At 71.9% G+C, this 14582-nt stretch carries 14 protein-coding genes and 1 pseudogene; 5 read left to right on the top strand and 10 right to left on the bottom strand.

The genetic code is table 11. From position 1 onward, the window contains the following. Positions 1-50 precede the first annotated feature (50 nt). The 5 genes and pseudogenes from E1292_RS44775 to E1292_RS44755 all read right to left on the bottom strand — a co-directional run bounded on the left by E1292_RS44775 (position 51) and on the right by E1292_RS44755 (position 6309). Positions 51-3320: an AfsR/SARP family transcriptional regulator gene (locus tag E1292_RS44775; protein WP_132605884.1), complete on the bottom strand. Its 3270-nt coding sequence runs from the start codon at positions 3318-3320 to the stop codon at positions 51-53. Between the two features lie 30 nt (positions 3321-3350). Further along, positions 3351-3494: pseudogene (locus E1292_RS56000) on the bottom strand (helix-turn-helix transcriptional regulator); the annotation flags it as partial. 228 nt (positions 3495-3722) lie between these two features. After that, the gene (locus E1292_RS44765) at positions 3723-4922 is read right to left on the bottom strand and encodes a DUF1266 domain-containing protein (RefSeq protein WP_132605883.1); all 1200 of its coding nucleotides are present in this window, start codon (positions 4920-4922) and stop codon (positions 3723-3725) included. A gap of 81 nt (positions 4923-5003) precedes the next feature. Further along, positions 5004-5354 carry an ArsR/SmtB family transcription factor gene (locus tag E1292_RS44760; protein WP_132605882.1) on the bottom strand — a complete coding sequence of 117 codons (351 nt, stop codon included), beginning with the start codon at positions 5352-5354 and terminating at the stop codon, positions 5004-5006. A gap of 151 nt (positions 5355-5505) precedes the next feature. Continuing rightward, the gene (locus tag E1292_RS44755) at positions 5506-6309 is read right to left on the bottom strand and encodes an SAM-dependent methyltransferase (protein WP_132605881.1); all 804 of its coding nucleotides are present in this window, start codon (positions 6307-6309) and stop codon (positions 5506-5508) included. Positions 6310-6620: 311 nt separating this feature from the next. On the opposite strand from E1292_RS44755, the gene E1292_RS54575 reads away from it, so the two are divergent. Continuing rightward, positions 6621-7835 (top strand): radical SAM protein, encoded by a 1215-nt coding sequence (locus E1292_RS54575; RefSeq protein ID WP_281284150.1) that lies wholly within the window; start codon positions 6621-6623, stop codon positions 7833-7835. Between the two features lie 28 nt (positions 7836-7863). On the opposite strand, the gene E1292_RS44740 is transcribed toward E1292_RS54575, so the two are convergent. The 3 genes from E1292_RS44740 to E1292_RS44730 all read right to left on the bottom strand — a co-directional run bounded on the left by E1292_RS44740 (position 7864) and on the right by E1292_RS44730 (position 10254). Then, entirely contained in the window at positions 7864-8616 is a 753-nt protein-coding gene (locus E1292_RS44740; RefSeq protein ID WP_165975066.1) for a S1 family peptidase, read from the bottom strand. A 127-nt stretch (positions 8617-8743) separates the two neighbouring features. Next, positions 8744-9829 (bottom strand): trypsin-like serine peptidase, encoded by a 1086-nt coding sequence (locus E1292_RS44735; protein ID WP_132605879.1) that lies wholly within the window; start codon positions 9827-9829, stop codon positions 8744-8746. 134 nt (positions 9830-9963) lie between these two features. Continuing rightward, entirely contained in the window at positions 9964-10254 is a 291-nt protein-coding gene (locus tag E1292_RS44730) for a hypothetical protein (RefSeq protein WP_132605878.1), read from the bottom strand. A gap of 271 nt (positions 10255-10525) precedes the next feature. Here E1292_RS44730 and E1292_RS44725 point away from each other — a divergent pair, with 271 nt between their 5' ends. After that, the gene (locus E1292_RS44725; protein ID WP_132605877.1) at positions 10526-10864 is read left to right on the top strand and encodes a DUF3040 domain-containing protein; all 339 of its coding nucleotides are present in this window, start codon (positions 10526-10528) and stop codon (positions 10862-10864) included. 11 nt (positions 10865-10875) lie between these two features. Here the strand turns inward: E1292_RS44725 and E1292_RS44720 are convergent, their stop codons facing one another. Then, positions 10876-11076 carry a hypothetical protein gene (locus E1292_RS44720; protein WP_132605876.1) on the bottom strand — a complete coding sequence of 67 codons (201 nt, stop codon included), beginning with the start codon at positions 11074-11076 and terminating at the stop codon, positions 10876-10878. Between the two features lie 143 nt (positions 11077-11219). Further along, positions 11220-12740: a serine/threonine-protein kinase gene (locus E1292_RS44715; RefSeq protein WP_165975065.1), complete on the bottom strand. Its 1521-nt coding sequence runs from the start codon at positions 12738-12740 to the stop codon at positions 11220-11222. Between the two features lie 122 nt (positions 12741-12862). Here E1292_RS44715 and E1292_RS44710 point away from each other — a divergent pair, with 122 nt between their 5' ends. The 3 genes from E1292_RS44710 to E1292_RS44700 are packed head-to-tail and all read left to right on the top strand — an operon-like array spanning position 12863 to position 14459. Then, positions 12863-13288 carry a hypothetical protein gene (locus tag E1292_RS44710; protein ID WP_132605874.1) on the top strand — a complete coding sequence of 142 codons (426 nt, stop codon included), beginning with the start codon at positions 12863-12865 and terminating at the stop codon, positions 13286-13288. 38 nt (positions 13289-13326) lie between these two features. Then, the gene (locus tag E1292_RS44705; RefSeq protein WP_220447369.1) at positions 13327-14055 is read left to right on the top strand and encodes an FHA domain-containing protein; all 729 of its coding nucleotides are present in this window, start codon (positions 13327-13329) and stop codon (positions 14053-14055) included. 32 nt (positions 14056-14087) lie between these two features. Next, positions 14088-14459: an ArsC/Spx/MgsR family protein gene (locus E1292_RS44700; RefSeq protein ID WP_132605873.1), complete on the top strand. Its 372-nt coding sequence runs from the start codon at positions 14088-14090 to the stop codon at positions 14457-14459. The last annotated feature ends 123 nt before the right edge of the window (positions 14460-14582 follow it).

Below are 14582 nucleotides of genomic sequence, written 5' to 3'. Positions count from 1 at the left end.
GGACGGTCGTCGCCGCAGGTCCGAGCCCTTGCCCGGGTGGGCGTGAGCGATCAGGCAGGCGGCTCGCGATCAGCAGGTTCTGCCGCTCGGGTGCCGCTCCACATCCCGCGCAGCAACGGCCTGAGGACCTCCGCCTCGGGCCTGCCCATCCCGCGGAACAACCCGAACGCACCTCTCCAGTACGGCAGCGCCTCCTCCGCCCCGTCCTGATCGCGCACCAGCGAGCCGATGAGCGACAACATGTGCGCCTCGCCCAGGGCGTGACCGGTCAGCCGGTACACCGCCAGCGCCTTGCCCGCGTCCTGGAGAGCCTGCTGCGCGTCGCCGAGCGCGTGCTGGGCGCCGGCCATCGCGGCCCACGACCGCCCCTCCAGGAGCCGGAACCCGTCCGCGGAGGCGGCGGCGAGCGCGAGCCGGGCGGACTCCAGGGCGTCCGCGGGCCGCCCGGCGTCCTGGTGCGCCGCCGCCAGGCCGAGCCACGCGCCCACGCGCGGGGCGCGGAAGGCGCTCTCGCCGGTCAGCTGCAGCGCACGGCCGCACCGGTCGAGCGCCCGCCGGTGGTCTCCCAGCGCCAGGTGCACGCCGGCCAGGGTGTTGCACGCGTCGGCCTCCAGAGGGCGGTGCCCGATGGCGCGGGACAGGTCGTGCGCGGCCGTGGCGGCGTCCAAAGCCGCGTCGAGGCGGCCCGCGTCGCGGTGCACGGCGGCGGCGGTGCACAGGAAGTACGCCTGGTCGAACCGGTTCTCGCCGTGCTCCAGCAGGCTGAGCGCGGTGTCGAGGCGCTGCGCGGCCGGGTTCGGCCGGCTCATCTCGTGGTAGGTGATGCCGAGGTTGCCGAGCGCCTGGGCCTGCCCGAGCCGGGAGCCGAGCCTGCGGTACGCGGCCAGCGCGCGGGCCTGATAGGTGGCGGCGGACCGGAGCCGGCCCAGGTGCCGCTGCACGACGCCGAGGTGCAGCAGGGCCGCGGCCTGCCCGGCGGGCCGGCCGGTCCGCTGGTACAACGCCAGCGCGTTGGTGAGCAGGTCGGCGCTGTCCTGCGGTGCGCCGAGCCACCAGCGCGCCAGCCCCAGCTCGTAGAGGATCTCCGCCGTACCGTCGGACCATCCCGCCTGGCGGGCCAGTTCGAGGGCCGTGGTGTAGTGCCGGACGGCCTGCGCGTACTGCTCGGTGGCCTGGTGAGCGGTGCCGAGGCCGAGATGGCAGGCGGCCTGGGCGCGCAGGTCGCCCGCGCCGGCGGCCGCCGCCAGGCCGCTGCGTACGGTCGTGCCCCAGCCGGGGGCCGGCCACTGGATCCAGAAATATCCCCTAAGGGTGTCGGCGAGCAGCCACGCCGCCGACCGCGGCCCGTGCTCGGCGGCGTGTCGGACGGCGGCCACCAGGTTGGCCTTTTCCCGCTCCATCCAGGCCACCGCCCCGGCCTCGTCGCCGAACGCGGCGGCCGTGGCGGGGCGGGCGCCGATCGGCAGGCGCACCTTCCCCGGGTAGAGCAGCCCTGCGGCGGCGTCGGCGGTGTGCACGTACCAGTCCATCAACCTGGTCAGCGCGGGGCCGGCGTCCTCGCCGTGGGACTGCTCGCGGGCGTACAGGCGCAGCAGGTCGTGCAGGCCGTACCAGCCTGATCCGCGCGCCTCCACCAGATGGGCGCTGACCAGCAGGCGGAGCAGGCTCTCCGCCTGACCGGCGGGGAGGTCCGCGAGCGCGGCGGCGGCGTCGGCGCGCACGTCGGTGCCGGGTACGTGCCCCAGCAGCCGGAACAGCCGCCGCGCGGCGGCGGGCAGGTCGCGGTAGGAGTGGTCGAAGGCGATCTTCACGCAGGCCTGCGGATCGCCCTCCACGGCCAGACCGGTCAGCAGGCCGGCGGAGCCGAGCCCGTCGAGGTAACCGCCGATGGACTGGTCGGGGTGCTCGGCGAGGGTGGCCGCGGCGATCCGCAGGGCGAGCGGCAGCCGCCCGCACGCCTGCACGAGCCGTGCGGCGGCCGCGCCTTCGACGTCGTCACCGCCGCGGTCGAGGACGCGCGCCAGCAGCGCGAGGCCGTCCTCCTGCGTGAGCGGCCCCACGTCGAGCCTGCGCGCGCCGTGCGTGACGATCAGGCCGGTCAGGTGGTCGCGGCTGGTCACCAGCACCAGGCTGCCGGTACGCCCGGGAAGCAGCGGGCGCACCTGCTCGGCGTCGCGGGCGTTGTCGAGCAGCACCAGCAGGCGCCGGTCGTGCAGCAACGTCCGGTAGAGCGCGGCGGCCTCGTCCACTTCGACCGGCACCTGGTCGGCGGGCACCCCCAGCGCGCCGAGCATGGCCGCCAGCGCCTGGGCCGGCTCCAGCGGCGACGCCAGGTCGTAGCCGCGCAGGTTCACGTGCAGCTGCCCGTCGGGGAAGCGGCCCGCGATCCGGTGGGCCCAGTGCAGGGCCAGCGCCGTCTTGCCCACCCCCGGCATCCCCGTGACGACCACGACGGCATCGCCGGCCCGCGGCAACCCGTCGAGGAAGGCCAGCTCCTTGGCACGGCCCGCGAACCCGGCGGCGTCGGGCGGGAGTTGCGCGGGCCGCCACCACGAGGGGGTGCCGTGCTCCCGGCGCGGAAGGGTGCCGTGGAGAACCCGCGCCTGCGCCTCCCGCACCAGGTAGCCGGGCTCGATGCCCAGCTCGTCCACCAGCCTGGCGCGGATCTGGTCGAAGACGGTCAGCGCCGCCGCCTGCTGCCCGCAGCCGGAGAGCGCGAGCATCAGCTGGGCGTGCAGCCCTTCGTGCAGCGGCTCCGCGGCCGTCCCCGCGCGCAGCGGTTCCACCGCGCGTCCGTATGCGCCGAGGCTCATGGCCAGCTCGGCATGGGAGGTCACCGTCTCCAGCCACCGCCCCCTGGCCGCGACCGCGGCGGGATGGTGTTGCAGGGCGGTCGGCAGGTCGGCCAGCGGCCGGCCGCGCCAGCACGACAGGGCCTCGTCAAGCAGCTCCAGCGCGTCACCGCCGTCGGCCTCGCCCGCCCGGCGCACCAGGTCGTCGAAGCGCACCAGGTCGAGCCGGATGTTCTCGGCCGACAACCGGTAGCCGTCGCGCACGCCGATGAGGACCTTCGCCGCCGCCGGCCGGCGCAGGCCCGGCTCCATGAGCCTGCGCAGCCGGGCGACATGGGTGTGGATGAGCCGCCGGCCCGAGGAGGGCGCGTCGGGACCCCACAGCACCTCGGCGATCTCGTCGTAGCTGACCGCGGCGCCCGGCTGCAACGCCAGGAGTCCCAGCAGGGACCGTTGCTTCATCGACCCGGGGGCCAGCCACCTGCCGCCGACGCGGACCCGGAACCGGCTCAGCACCTCCAGCTCCACGGGCTCTCCCGCGCTCGGCGGCTCCAGCCCCACCGCGTCGGCCAGCCGCCGGGCGGAGGCCGGCTGCGGGCTGGCCCGGCCGAGCTCGATGTCACGGATAGCGCGGACGCTGATGCGGGCCCGCCGGGCGAGCTCCGCCTGCGTCAGCCCGGCTCTCGTCCTGGCGTCGCGCAGTGCCGCCCCGAACGTCGCGATCGTCGCTGCTTCCAGGAGACGGTCTCCTTCAGCTCCGGTTTTCCTCCAGCCTCGTTCATCGAGCGGAGCGGGGCCAGGGCTGCGACCGGACGTAGACCGGACATTTTCCCCGCCGGCCGGGGCTCGGAGCCGGAGGGGCGGCCGGGCTGCCGGGGGCCCCGTCGCGCACGGCCGGGCCGCCGAGGGGCCGGTCGCGCACGGCCGGGGCTACCGGGGGGCGTCGAGGGCGAACGGGATGTTCCGCCACGGGCTGCCGGGATCCCGGGTGAGGATGCGGTGCGGGGTGAGCGCGGAGTCGTACATGTGGCCGAACGCCTCCTCGTCGAAGCGCAGCACCCGTCCCAGGATGTAACCGGCGGAGAACGACTCCCACGTCCCGTACACCTGCCGGGTCAGCTCGCCGGCCTTGATCACCACCTGCTCCACCTCGAACGGCTCGGCGAAGCGGGCGCTGAGCCCCCAGCGGGCGAAGTTCACCGCCCGGCCGAAGTCGTAGCCGAGTGCCGAGGTCACGTACCCGTCGGGCGGCAGGATGCCGTCGGCGCGGAACCGGTCCTCGTAGCGAGCGATCCGCCCGATCAGCTGCATCATGGCGTCGATGCCGGGCGGGCCCATGCCCTTCTCGGCGAGCACGCCGGCCGCCGCCTGCTGCCACATCGACGGGTCGCGGTGCGAGCCCGGGAACTGGCGGGCCAGGTCGCTTCTCACCTGGAGCAGGAACTCCGGCTCGACCGGGCTGTTGCGCCCCTCCAGCAGGGCGGTGACCTGCGTCTGCCAGCCGCCACGGTCGGTGACCCCCCAGGACTCGCGCAGGGTCTCGACGTCGCCCTCGTAGTGGGTGTAGACGTCGCCGACCTCGTTCCAGATCACCCCGTTGTGCACGGCGAGGTGCCCGCCGCAGGCCAGACCGTGGGCGAGCGGCCCGCGCAGGGGGCCGGTGTACCGGGTGAGCAGCTGGTCGGCGCCGTGACCGCGCTTCGGGACGCTCTTCTTGAGCGACTTCCAGTGCCGGCGTTTGCGCTTGGCGTCGGAGAAGTACGCCCCCGACGGGCTCCCCGGGTTGACCAGCAGCCCCTGCAGCTCGCCGCCCCACCACTCCTCGGGAGGGAAGGGCAGGTCGACCTCGCAGGCGACGGCGTCGTGCCGTCTCGGGGGCAGCTCGCCCCGGGTGCGGACGACCAGGCAGTCCTTGCCCTCCGGCCCCTGCTCCGTCAGCCAGTTGACGACCAGCTTGCGGTTGTCGACGCGGTCCTTCGGCTTGTAGGAGAACGTGTCGACGCCCAGCAGGACGCTCACGTACGCGTCCCAGTCACCGCGCGACTTGGCCTCGAACAATGCCCGCTCGACGTCGGTCGGCGGCACCCAGGCCGCCCCCGGGCCCGCCGGGTTACTGATCGGCATTCCCATGCAGGCAGACCTTAGTGAACAAATCGCCCGTAAATAGAGACAAATCGCGAAATTTAGAGGTTGTTGCCCGCTTATCGCAGGTCATCCGGGAGGCGGGCGCCGGGGCTCGGCGTCGCGGAGCCCGGCCAGCAGCTCGCCCTGCCCGGCGATCACATCGGTGAGGATCCGGCGCGCCGAGCGCATCAGCTCGGCCACGTCTCCGCTGCTCAGGGCGTAGACGACGGTGGCGCCCTCCCGGGTCGCCGTCACGATCCCGGTCCGGCGCAGCACCGCGAGATGCTGGGACAGGTTGGAGGGCTCGACGTCGACGGCGCCGAGCATGTCACGAACCGACCGGGGCCCTTCCTGCAGGAGCTCCAGCACCCGGATGCGTACGGGATGGCCGAGCGTACGGAAGAACTCCGCCTTCGCCTGATAGAGCGGAACAGACATGCGTCATCCTTGGTCGCCGAGCTCCACGGTCATCCCGTGTTGAACACTGGCGCAAAAGATAATGTCAGCAGTTGAAGTTCTCTTCAACGCGCCCCCGTGTGAGCCCGCATGGGCCACATGCGGGCTGGAGGCCGGGCGGGGGCCCGGAGCGTCAGGCTTTGCGGCCGACGCCGCCGTAGAGCCACTTCGTGGCCTGCGGGGCCGGGTCGGAGGGGTCCGGGTGCCAGGTGTCGATGGTCACCAGCCCGGGCTCGACCAGGTCGAAGCCGTCGAAGAAGCGGACGATCTCCTCGTGCCCGCGGAAGTAGATCGGCGTCGGCGTCCTGGCGTAGACGGCCTCGATCTGGGCGACCGCCTCCGGCGAGTGGGCCTCGGTGGTGACATGGGTGGCCGTGAGGTGGCTGCCGGCCGGCAGGGCGTCGTGCAGCTGGCGCATGATCGGGCCGCGTTCGTCCAGGGTGAGGAAGTGCACCATGGCGATCATGAGGACGCCGACCGGCTCGCTGAAGTCGATGAGCTTGACCGTCTCGGGGTGGCCGAGCACGTCGGCGGGGCGGCGCATGTCGGCGGCGGCCACGCTGGTGTTGTCGTCGGTCGCCAGGATCGCGCGGCCGTGCTGCAGCACCACCGGGTCGTTGTCGACGTAGACCACGCGGGCGTCGGGGACGATCTCCTGGGCGATCTGGTGGGTGTTGCCCACGGTCGGCAGGCCGGAGCCGATGTCGATGAACTGCCGGATGCCGTTGCGGGCCATGTGGCGCACGGCGCGGCGCAGGAACGCGCGGTTCTCCTGGGCCAGCTGGCGGATCTCGGGCATCGCCTTCTCGACCTGGCGCACGGCCTCCCGGTCGATCTCGAAGTTGTCCTTTCCTCCGAGGTAGTAGTCGTACATCCGGGCGACGCTCGGCCTGGTGACGTCGATGCCCGTCGGTCCGTTACGCCCCTGCTCCACCATTTCCCCGACCTCCGCGGTAGATCATTTCTCACTCAAGTTAGCGCAATCAGGTAGGGCGGGGTGTAAAGAAGGCGTCATTCGACACCGAACCCGCCAAAGACCCCGGATGGTGCGATCGTTCGCCGGTGGACACGCGCGCCGCGCGGGAGCCGCGACCGCGGCGGCCCACGGCTCCGCACATCCGTGACATCGCGCACCGCGCGCCCCGCGAGCGATAGTTTCGCTCGTGTCACGCCCGAACGGATTCTCGGCTGGGCGATCTGAAGCCCCAGGACACGGCTCCACTGCCTGATGGGTGGCAGCCGTGGCCTTTGTGCCAGTTCATCCTAAAACTACACAGCAGATGCGATCTCAGCTGCGATTATTGCTACGTCTATGAAATGGCCGACCAGAGCTGGAAATCCCAGCCGCGACGGGCGTCGAAGAGCGTCATCGCGCAGGCGGCCTCCCGCATCGCCGAGCACGCTCACGCGCACCGGATGCCCTCCGTCCACGTGATCCTGCACGGCGGGGAGCCGCTCCTCGCCGGCCCCGACCACATCGCCCACACCGTCCAGGCCGTCAGGAAGGCGCTGGGCCCGGCCGTCCGCCTCGACGTCAGCCTGCAGACCAACGCGATGCGCCTGGACGAGGCATACCTGCGGCTGTTCGACGAGCTGAACGTCCGCGTGGGCGTCAGCCTCGACGGCGACGCCGAGGGCCACGACCGGCACCGGCGTCGGGCCGACGGCCGCGGCAGCCACGCGACGGTCACCGCCGCGCTCGGCCTGCTCGGCGGCCGCTACCGCCACCTGTTCGGCGGCCTGCTCTGCACCGTCGACGCGCGCAACGACCCCATCGCCACCTCCGAGGCGCTGCTGGAGTCGCGGCCGCCCAGGATCGACTTCCTGCTGCCGCACGGCAACTGGGCCGAGCCGCCGCCCGGGCTGCCCGCGGGCGACGGCGGCACGCCGTACGCCGACTGGCTCATCCCGAACTTCGACCGCTGGTACGCCGCGCCACGTCGCGAGACGGAGGTCCGGCTCTTCGACGACATCATGCGGCTGCTCATGGACGAGCTGCAGTCGGCGGTGGGGCGGGTGCCCAACGACCTGACGGTGCGGGTGGAGCTGGCGATGACGGTGTGGCACGCGGGCGACCCGCGGGCCGCGCTGCCCATCCTGCACGGCGTGCTCGCCGCGGACGGTGACACGCCCGTGGCCTTGCAGGCGCGTGGCGAGATCCTGGCCGACCTCGGCAGGCCCGCGCAGGCGCTGCGCGATCTCGACCGGGTGCGGCAGCCGGAGGAGCCGGCCACCATCGCGGCCAGGGCGCTGGCCCTGGCCGAGCTCGACCGGGCCGAGGAGGCCGCGGCCGAGCTGGAGGTGGCGCTGGTCGCGGGGCGTGACCAGGGGCTGGTGGCCTACCTGTGCGCGCGGGCGCTGAGCCGGATGGGGGACAGGGAGCGCGCCGCGCAGGTGGCCCGTGACGCGAGCCGGCCGCCGCTCACGTCGTACCAGCGCAGGGTCCTGGCGGACCTGGGGTAGCCGGGCTCGTCGGTGGCGTGACCGCGGTTCACGGGAGGGCGACGTACTCGTCGAGGAAGCTCTGGGCCGAGGGGGTGTCCAGGCGGTAGTCGTAGTTGGTGCCCCGGCAGATGTCGTCGGCTCCGCTGATCGAGGTGGCGACGAGGAGGTGCGACTCGGGGCCGCCCAGGAAGTTCGGGCCGCCGGAGTCGCCGAAGCACGTGCTGCCGTCGCCTTCGGACTTCAGCGACAGGTCGAGCCATCGGCGTGAGAGGTTCTTGAAGGAGATGGTGGCCTGGTTGCGGGTGTCCGGGTAGTGGAATCGCGGGCCGTGCTTCTTCTTGGTGGGGTTGAGGGAGCCGTAGCCGACGGGGGTGAAGTCCGACTTCTGCAGCTTGCCCTCGGCTTCGAGCTCGTCGAGCATCCCCTCGCGGGGCAGCTGGGCGGGTTTGATGCCCGGGACGGGCTTGTCGAAAAGGATTACGGCCATGTCGTGCAGGGCTGATTCGTCCTTGAACCGAGGATCCGGCACGTAACGCCCGGTGTAGTGCGTGCTCCCGGGGCGGTAGCGGTCGGCGAAGGTGACCCTGGCGGTCTTCTGCCCGGGCTCCCCGCAGTGGGCGGCGGTGAGGAAGACGGTGGGCGCGATGAGCGTGCCGGTGCAGTAGGCCCATGACCCGTCGGGGTGCGCCTTCTTCGCGACGAGCGCGCCCACTTCAGGGTGTGCGTTTCCGTCGGCGATGCCGTTGGTGATGGCTGCTGCCGGCGCGGAGGGGCTCATGATCAGGGCAGCGAAAATCATGACAAAAAGGACGAAACGCATTAAAGGAGTATAAACACCACTGTCCTCTACATGAAGGTGTGCGGAAAAGATCTACACATGCTGTTTCCGGCCCGGATCCGGAGCGGATCCAGGCCGGGAACACCCCTCAGAGCGCGTTGGTGTTCTGGGCGGCGCGGTAGACGGCCATCGCCTCGTTCCCGAAGAACGGGCCGAACATGAAGTCCGGTGCGAAGTTGTACTTGAAGCTGTTGACGGAGTTCAGCCAGCCCAGCCCCGTGGACTCGTCGAACCCCTGGAACCACGGGCCGCCGCTGGCACCGCCGGTCATGTTGCAGCGCAGCCCCAGGTCCTGTGTCTGGACGGTGTCGTTGAACGACCGCCCGCTGCAGTAGATCAGCTCGGAGCCGTCGAACGGCTCCGCGGCCGGATAGCCGAACGAGAACATCTGCCGGATCCTCGGCTGGTTGAACGCCACCCCCTGCCCGCCCACGACGTCGGTCAGCGTCCGGTCCTGCAGCGGCGCGACCACGGCGGCGCCGACGTCGAAATTGATGTCCTCGCGCGCGTTCCACTGCTGGGTGGTCAGCAACCGGCTGGCCACCCACGTGCCGAACGGCCGCCGCCCGTCATCGAAGGCCGGGACGAACGCCCAGTTGCGATGGAACTGGCCGTTCAGCTTCACGCAGTGCCCCGCGGTCATCACCACGCTCTCGTTCGTGCTGGTCACGGCCGTGCCGGAGCAGGAGGAGTTCTGGCCGTCCGCGGTGGTGAAGAAGACCCGGCCGGTGGTGCGCACCACCGCGCCCGCGTCGGTCCACTGGAGGCCGGGGCTGTTCGGCACCGCGGCCTGCCGCCTGACGGCCGAGGTGGCGGCCACCGACCACGGCGTGCCACGCGACGGTGCGGTGGAGGAACTGCGCGTGGTCCACGAACCGCGTCCGCCGGTGGTGGCCGAGGCGCCGCGGGCCGACCACGGGTTGCCCCGGGAAGGCTGCTCCGAGCGGGCGGTGCGCCGCGGCGCGGGCGACGACAGCGGCTGTGCCGCCAGCATGCGCTGCCGGGTCCAGTACTGCGAGACGGTCCTGCGTTCCGACCACGAGTCCGTGGCCGACCACCTGACGGGCCCGTCGCGGTCAGGGCCGCTCAAGGCGCCGGCCTGCGCGGCGCCCGCGGGCGCCAGGACGCCGGCCACGACCGCGGCGGCGGAGAGCAGGGCGACTCTGCGGTGCATTACGTACCTCCAGAAAAACCGGAATCTGCCGATTGGAGGTACGCATGGCGACATCCATGTCGCTCAAGGCATGCGCAGATTGATATGGCGGCACACAGCGGCACTACGGGACGGAACGGCCGCGAGACCGTGTGTCACCGCTCGCGGTGCGCCGCCTCATCGAGCGGGCGCCGGTGCTCGGCGAGCAGCCGCCCGTCGTGCCGGATCTGGACCGCCTCGTACGGGCAGAGCTGCCGGGTCACGTACGTCCTGGCGATCGCGTCGGCGTCGGCCCGGTCGACCCCCCAGCCGACCGTGCTCCACCGCGCGTGGCCGTCGTCTCCCGTGGTGTCCAGGACGACGATCTCGAAGAGCTGGCCGGTGGGCGGAGGCGTGCAGGCGGTATGCCCGCGATATTCCTCGCGTGGCCGGTGCGGGACAGTCACGCCACTCCTTTCCGCCGGGACCAAGCCGGCAGCGATCACAGGGCCGGGCGAACACGGGCATGCCCTGGCCCCTCGGGCGTAAACATGGCAAGAGAACTGGCTGGTAACGGTAACGGGCGATTCGTGGCGAGCGCCCAGGGTAGGAGCGCGGCGGCTGACCAGCATCGCCCCGCCAGGGGCGGCGCGAAGGAACGTTCCCCCCGGCATGACGAGGGAGAACGATGTGACCAGCTTCACGCCCGGCGACCAGCCGCCGACCCGGTAGCCGGCCATGAGCCTGTCGGACTGGGAGCGAAGGGCCCTGGCCGAGATGGAGCAGGAGCTCCGCCGGGAGGACCCTCCTTTCGCGCACCGCATCGACGCGCTCAACGCGTCGCCCTGCCACCAGGGCCCGCAGCGCTTCGCCTGCCAGGTGTCCGCGTGCGAGGTCGTGTGCGTGTTCCTCACCGTGGTCATGCTGACCGGGCTGTGCGTGCTGGTCATCCTCACCGCCGGCCACCGCCAGGCCCCGCCGCCGTCGCAGATCCGCGTGACCGGCACGGCCACCGGCGAGCCGTCCGCACCGCCGGGCGGGCACGCCAGGACGCCGCAGCCCGCCGCATCGCCCTGATCGCGTGCGGGTCAGGGCGAGGCGGCGGGCGAACTCCTGGCCGGCGGGTCCATCGTGACGTACGCCAGCACCCCGGTCGTGACGAAAGCGACCGCCACGAAGGCGGCCGTCGCGTACGCGATCCTGCGTCTCAGCCGCCTGGCGCGCTCCCGCCGCCTGGCCTCCTCGCCCCGCATGACGGCGCGCCTGCGCTTCGCCCTTCTCTGTGACATGTGCACTCCCGAAAAGTCTTCGGGCGTCACCATAGGAAGGAGCGCGTAACACCGGCCTAAGATCGGCTGCGTGCGCCGCCCAGATCAGCCGCGCCGGCCGGGTGGAGCGTCAGGCGGGCTGATGGGCGCGCCCGGGTGTAGCGTCAGGCGGGCTGGTAGTCGCGCATGTAGCCGGCCACCTTGGTGGTGTAGTCGCGCCACTTCGCCGGCACGCCCTTCGCCTGCTTCAGCGGGGCGACGCCGCTGCGGTAGAGGGCGGCGAGCTTCAGCGCGGGATCGCCGGGGACCTTCGCGACCTGAGGGCCGAGCCGGCACATGAACCGCCCCATGGAGACGATCGACAGCTCGGGGCTGAACGGCGGCGAGGGCTTGGGACGCTGGAGGCCGCCCGGCTGCCAGTGCCACAACACCTCGGGGGTCCACCTGGCGATGCCGTACTCGTCGTTGGCCTTGTCGGAGAGGTCGGGGTCGTAGCCGGACTCCGCCTTGAGCATCGCGGCGATCAGGGCCGGGCTCAGGCCGGGCAGCTCGCAGTAGGTGCCGGCCTGCACGATCAGCGCGCGGTATTCGTCGGGGATGTCGGAGCCGGCGCGCAGGTGGCCGCCGGTCGCGTCGCCCGTGGACGACGCGACCGGCGAGCCGGCCGTCGTGCCCGGCTCGGGCGGCGGATCGACGGGAGGCGACGAGGTCAGCGCCACGGCCGTCACGGTCGCGGCGGCCACGACGACGACTCCGGTGCCGACGACGATCGCCGTACGCCGTCCCGGCCGCCGCGGGCCCTCGTGCGCCGGCCGGGACGGCGATGTCCCGTCGTGGCCCGGCTCATCCTCGGGCGGCCCGCCGTCGTCATGCGGTGCGGGCGGGGGAGCGGGCTCGGGAACGGTGGACGACCTCAGGGCCGCGCCGAACGCGGCGGCGTCGGGCCAGCGAACCTCCCGGTCGGGATCCAGGGCCCGCGTCACCGCGACGTCGACCACCTCCGACACCTCGGGGTTCAGCGCGCTGGGCGGCACGCGGTGCTCCTGCTTGGCGGGCACCTTGCCGGTGAGCATGTGGTACGCCAGCGCGCCCAGCCCGTGCACGTCGGCGCGCGCGTCCGGCGCCCCGTCGAAGTAGAGCTGCTCGGGGGCCTGATAGCCGGGCGATCCCGCGGGCAGCGTCAGCCCGCTCAGATGGTCGGTCGACCGCGCGATGCCGAGGTCGGCCACCATGACCCGCTCGCCGCCCTCGGGACGGGAGCAGAACAGCACGTTCGACGGCTTCAGGTCGCGGTGGACGACCCCGATGCTGTGGAGCACGGCCACACCCTGGCAGATGTCGCCCATCACGCCGAGCGCCTCGTCGACGGGGAGCGGGCGGCTGGCCAGGCGCTCCGCCAGGGTGCCGCGGTCGGCGTACGTCATCACGAAGTAGGGCCGGCCGTCGTCGAGTTCGCCGATGTCGAAGACCTGCACCAGCAGGTGGGAGTCGGCCCTGCGCAGCAGGCGCGCCTCCTGCAGGAAGCGCTCGCGCACGTCGGTCTTGCGGGCCCAGTTGTCCGCCAGAATCTTGACCGCCACCGGCGAGCGCAGCTCGTCGTCGTGAGCCAGATGCACGGAGGCGAAACCCCCGACGCCGATGAGCTGCTCGATCCGGTAGCGGCCTGCGTGGGATGGCGCCGTCATTCGGCTCATCATGGCCGATGGGCACGGTATTCGTCCATGTCCCCTCGCAGCTGACAGGTTTACTCGCTTGCCAGGTGGCGCCCAGGATCGGGTTGCAACACCGAAACGGGGAGGAATGCACCATGATGGTTCGACGGGCCGCGATCGCGGGGGCCTTCACCCTGGGCCTCCTGGCCGCCGTCGCACCCGCCGCGCAGGCCGCCGGAGACGGCCGGCCGTGCGGCAAGGCGTACGAACACGGCAACTACCAGGTCCAGAACTGTCCCGACTGGTCGCCGAGCGGGAGCATCCCGGTCTACAAGTCGGCGAAGAGGGGCACGATCGTCGGGTACATCAATCCGGCGGGCAACGACTGGTATCTCTGCGAGAAGGTCGGCGCCCGCCATGAGCTGGGTCGCTACCACAACTACTGGTGGGCGGCCACCATGGCCGACAACGACAGGTGGGGCTACGTGAGCGAGGTCTATTTCCGCGGGGGCGGAAACGACGAGCCCGACGCCGGTCTGCGCGCATGCCGCGGCCCTGGCGGCAAGCCGCTGCCCGAATGACCTCGACACCTCTATCAGAACACGAGTAAGGTCCCCCGATGCACAGCACGATCCTGATCCAGATGGCGGCCACGCCGACCGACGACCGGCCGTACTCTCTGGAGCTCGAGCCAGGCGAGCAGGCGTTCTTCGGGCGCGGCACCCCAGGCTCGCCGGTGGACATCGTGCTGGACGACCCCGCGGTCTCCCGCCGCGCCGGCAAGATCGTCGCGGTGGGAGACTACTGGCTGCTGTCCAACCTCAGCACGTCGAAGACGTACGTGGTGGAGAACCCCGAGGGCGGCGGGGAGTTCGTGAAGGTGCAGCCGGGACGCGTCGGGGCGCCGATCTCGTTCGAGTTCTCCCGGGTGAGCCTGCCCGCGGTCGACGGCACGGTGTCGTTCCTGGTCTTCGCGCCGCAGCACGTGCACGTGCCGCCGGGAGGCGCCGACGGCGGCGCGGCCACGCAGGTGGCCTACCCCCTCGACCAGAACGCCAAATACTTCCGCATCCTGGTGGCGCTGTGCGAGCCGCGCCTGCGCGACCCGTCGACCTCGCGCATCCCGACCATCCCCGAGATCGCCGAACGGCTCCCCGACCTGGGCCTGAGCCGCACCGCCATCGGCTTTCACATCGGCTATCTCGCGGAGAAGAAGCTGCACGTCAAGAGCCCGCAGGGCAGCGACGGCAAGGCCGACTGGCAGCGTCACGCGCTGGTCTCGCTGGCCCTGAGGTTCGACCTGGTGACCAGTGAGCACCTCGCCCTGCTCCCGGTGCCCCGCCGCTGAACGACGGGCGGCGGATGGGGGATCATCGGGTCATGGAGATCTGGATCAATCCCGGCTGTTCCAAGTGCCGTTCGGCGTTGTCGATCCTGGACGCCGAGGCCGCCGCGTACACCGTGCGCCGCTATCTCGACGATCCTCCGACGGCGAGCGAGATCCGCGAGGTGCTGGCCAGGCTCGGCCTCGAACCGTGGGACATCACCCGCACGGGTGAGCCCGTCGCCGACCGGCTCGGCATGGCCTCCTGGCCGCGCGAGCCGGGCGAGCGTGACCGCTGGATCGGCGCGCTGGCCGCGAACCCCGTCCTGATCCAGCGGCCGATCATCACGGCCGACGACGGGAGCGCCGTGATCGGGCGTACCGAAGAGGCCGTGCGATCCGTGACGCGGCGAAGCGGCGACGCCTAGATCGCTGATGTGAAATTCGGTGATCGGCTGCGGGCGTGACGAAGGGCGTCCATGGTCGGTGTGTGAAGACTGACTTGGACGCCCTTCTGACCGCACTCTATGTGCATCTGGACGATCACGTGA

The sequence above is a fragment of the Nonomuraea deserti genome (assembly GCF_004348685.1).
In the GTDB taxonomy this organism is placed as follows: Bacteria; Actinomycetota; Actinomycetes; order Streptosporangiales; family Streptosporangiaceae; genus Nonomuraea; species Nonomuraea deserti.
Note: the sequence above shows the minus strand (reverse complement) of the source record. Positions and strands in the feature narration are given on the sequence as shown.

Excerpts from the sequence above, each read along its gene's own strand:
- E1292_RS44765 (WP_132605883.1), bottom strand. The coding sequence starts at position 4,922 with ATGGGAATGCCGATCAGTAACCCGGCGGGCCCGGGGGCGGCCTGGGTG.
- E1292_RS44760 (WP_132605882.1), bottom strand. The coding sequence starts at position 5,354 with ATGTCTGTTCCGCTCTATCAGGCGAAGGCGGAGTTCTTCCGTACGCTC.
- E1292_RS44755 (WP_132605881.1), bottom strand. The coding sequence starts at position 6,309 with ATGGTGGAGCAGGGGCGTAACGGACCGACGGGCATCGACGTCACCAGG.
- E1292_RS44740 (WP_165975066.1), bottom strand. The coding sequence starts at position 8,616 with ATGATTTTCGCTGCCCTGATCATGAGCCCCTCCGCGCCGGCAGCAGCC.
- E1292_RS44735 (WP_132605879.1), bottom strand. The coding sequence starts at position 9,829 with ATGCACCGCAGAGTCGCCCTGCTCTCCGCCGCCGCGGTCGTGGCCGGC.
- E1292_RS44725 (WP_132605877.1), top strand. The coding sequence starts at position 10,526 with ATGAGCCTGTCGGACTGGGAGCGAAGGGCCCTGGCCGAGATGGAGCAG.
- E1292_RS44720 (WP_132605876.1), bottom strand. The coding sequence starts at position 11,076 with ATGTCACAGAGAAGGGCGAAGCGCAGGCGCGCCGTCATGCGGGGCGAG.
- E1292_RS44715 (WP_165975065.1), bottom strand. The coding sequence starts at position 12,740 with ATGACGGCGCCATCCCACGCAGGCCGCTACCGGATCGAGCAGCTCATC.
- E1292_RS44710 (WP_132605874.1), top strand. The coding sequence starts at position 12,863 with ATGATGGTTCGACGGGCCGCGATCGCGGGGGCCTTCACCCTGGGCCTC.
- E1292_RS44705 (WP_220447369.1), top strand. The coding sequence starts at position 13,327 with ATGCACAGCACGATCCTGATCCAGATGGCGGCCACGCCGACCGACGAC.
- E1292_RS44700 (WP_132605873.1), top strand. The coding sequence starts at position 14,088 with ATGGAGATCTGGATCAATCCCGGCTGTTCCAAGTGCCGTTCGGCGTTG.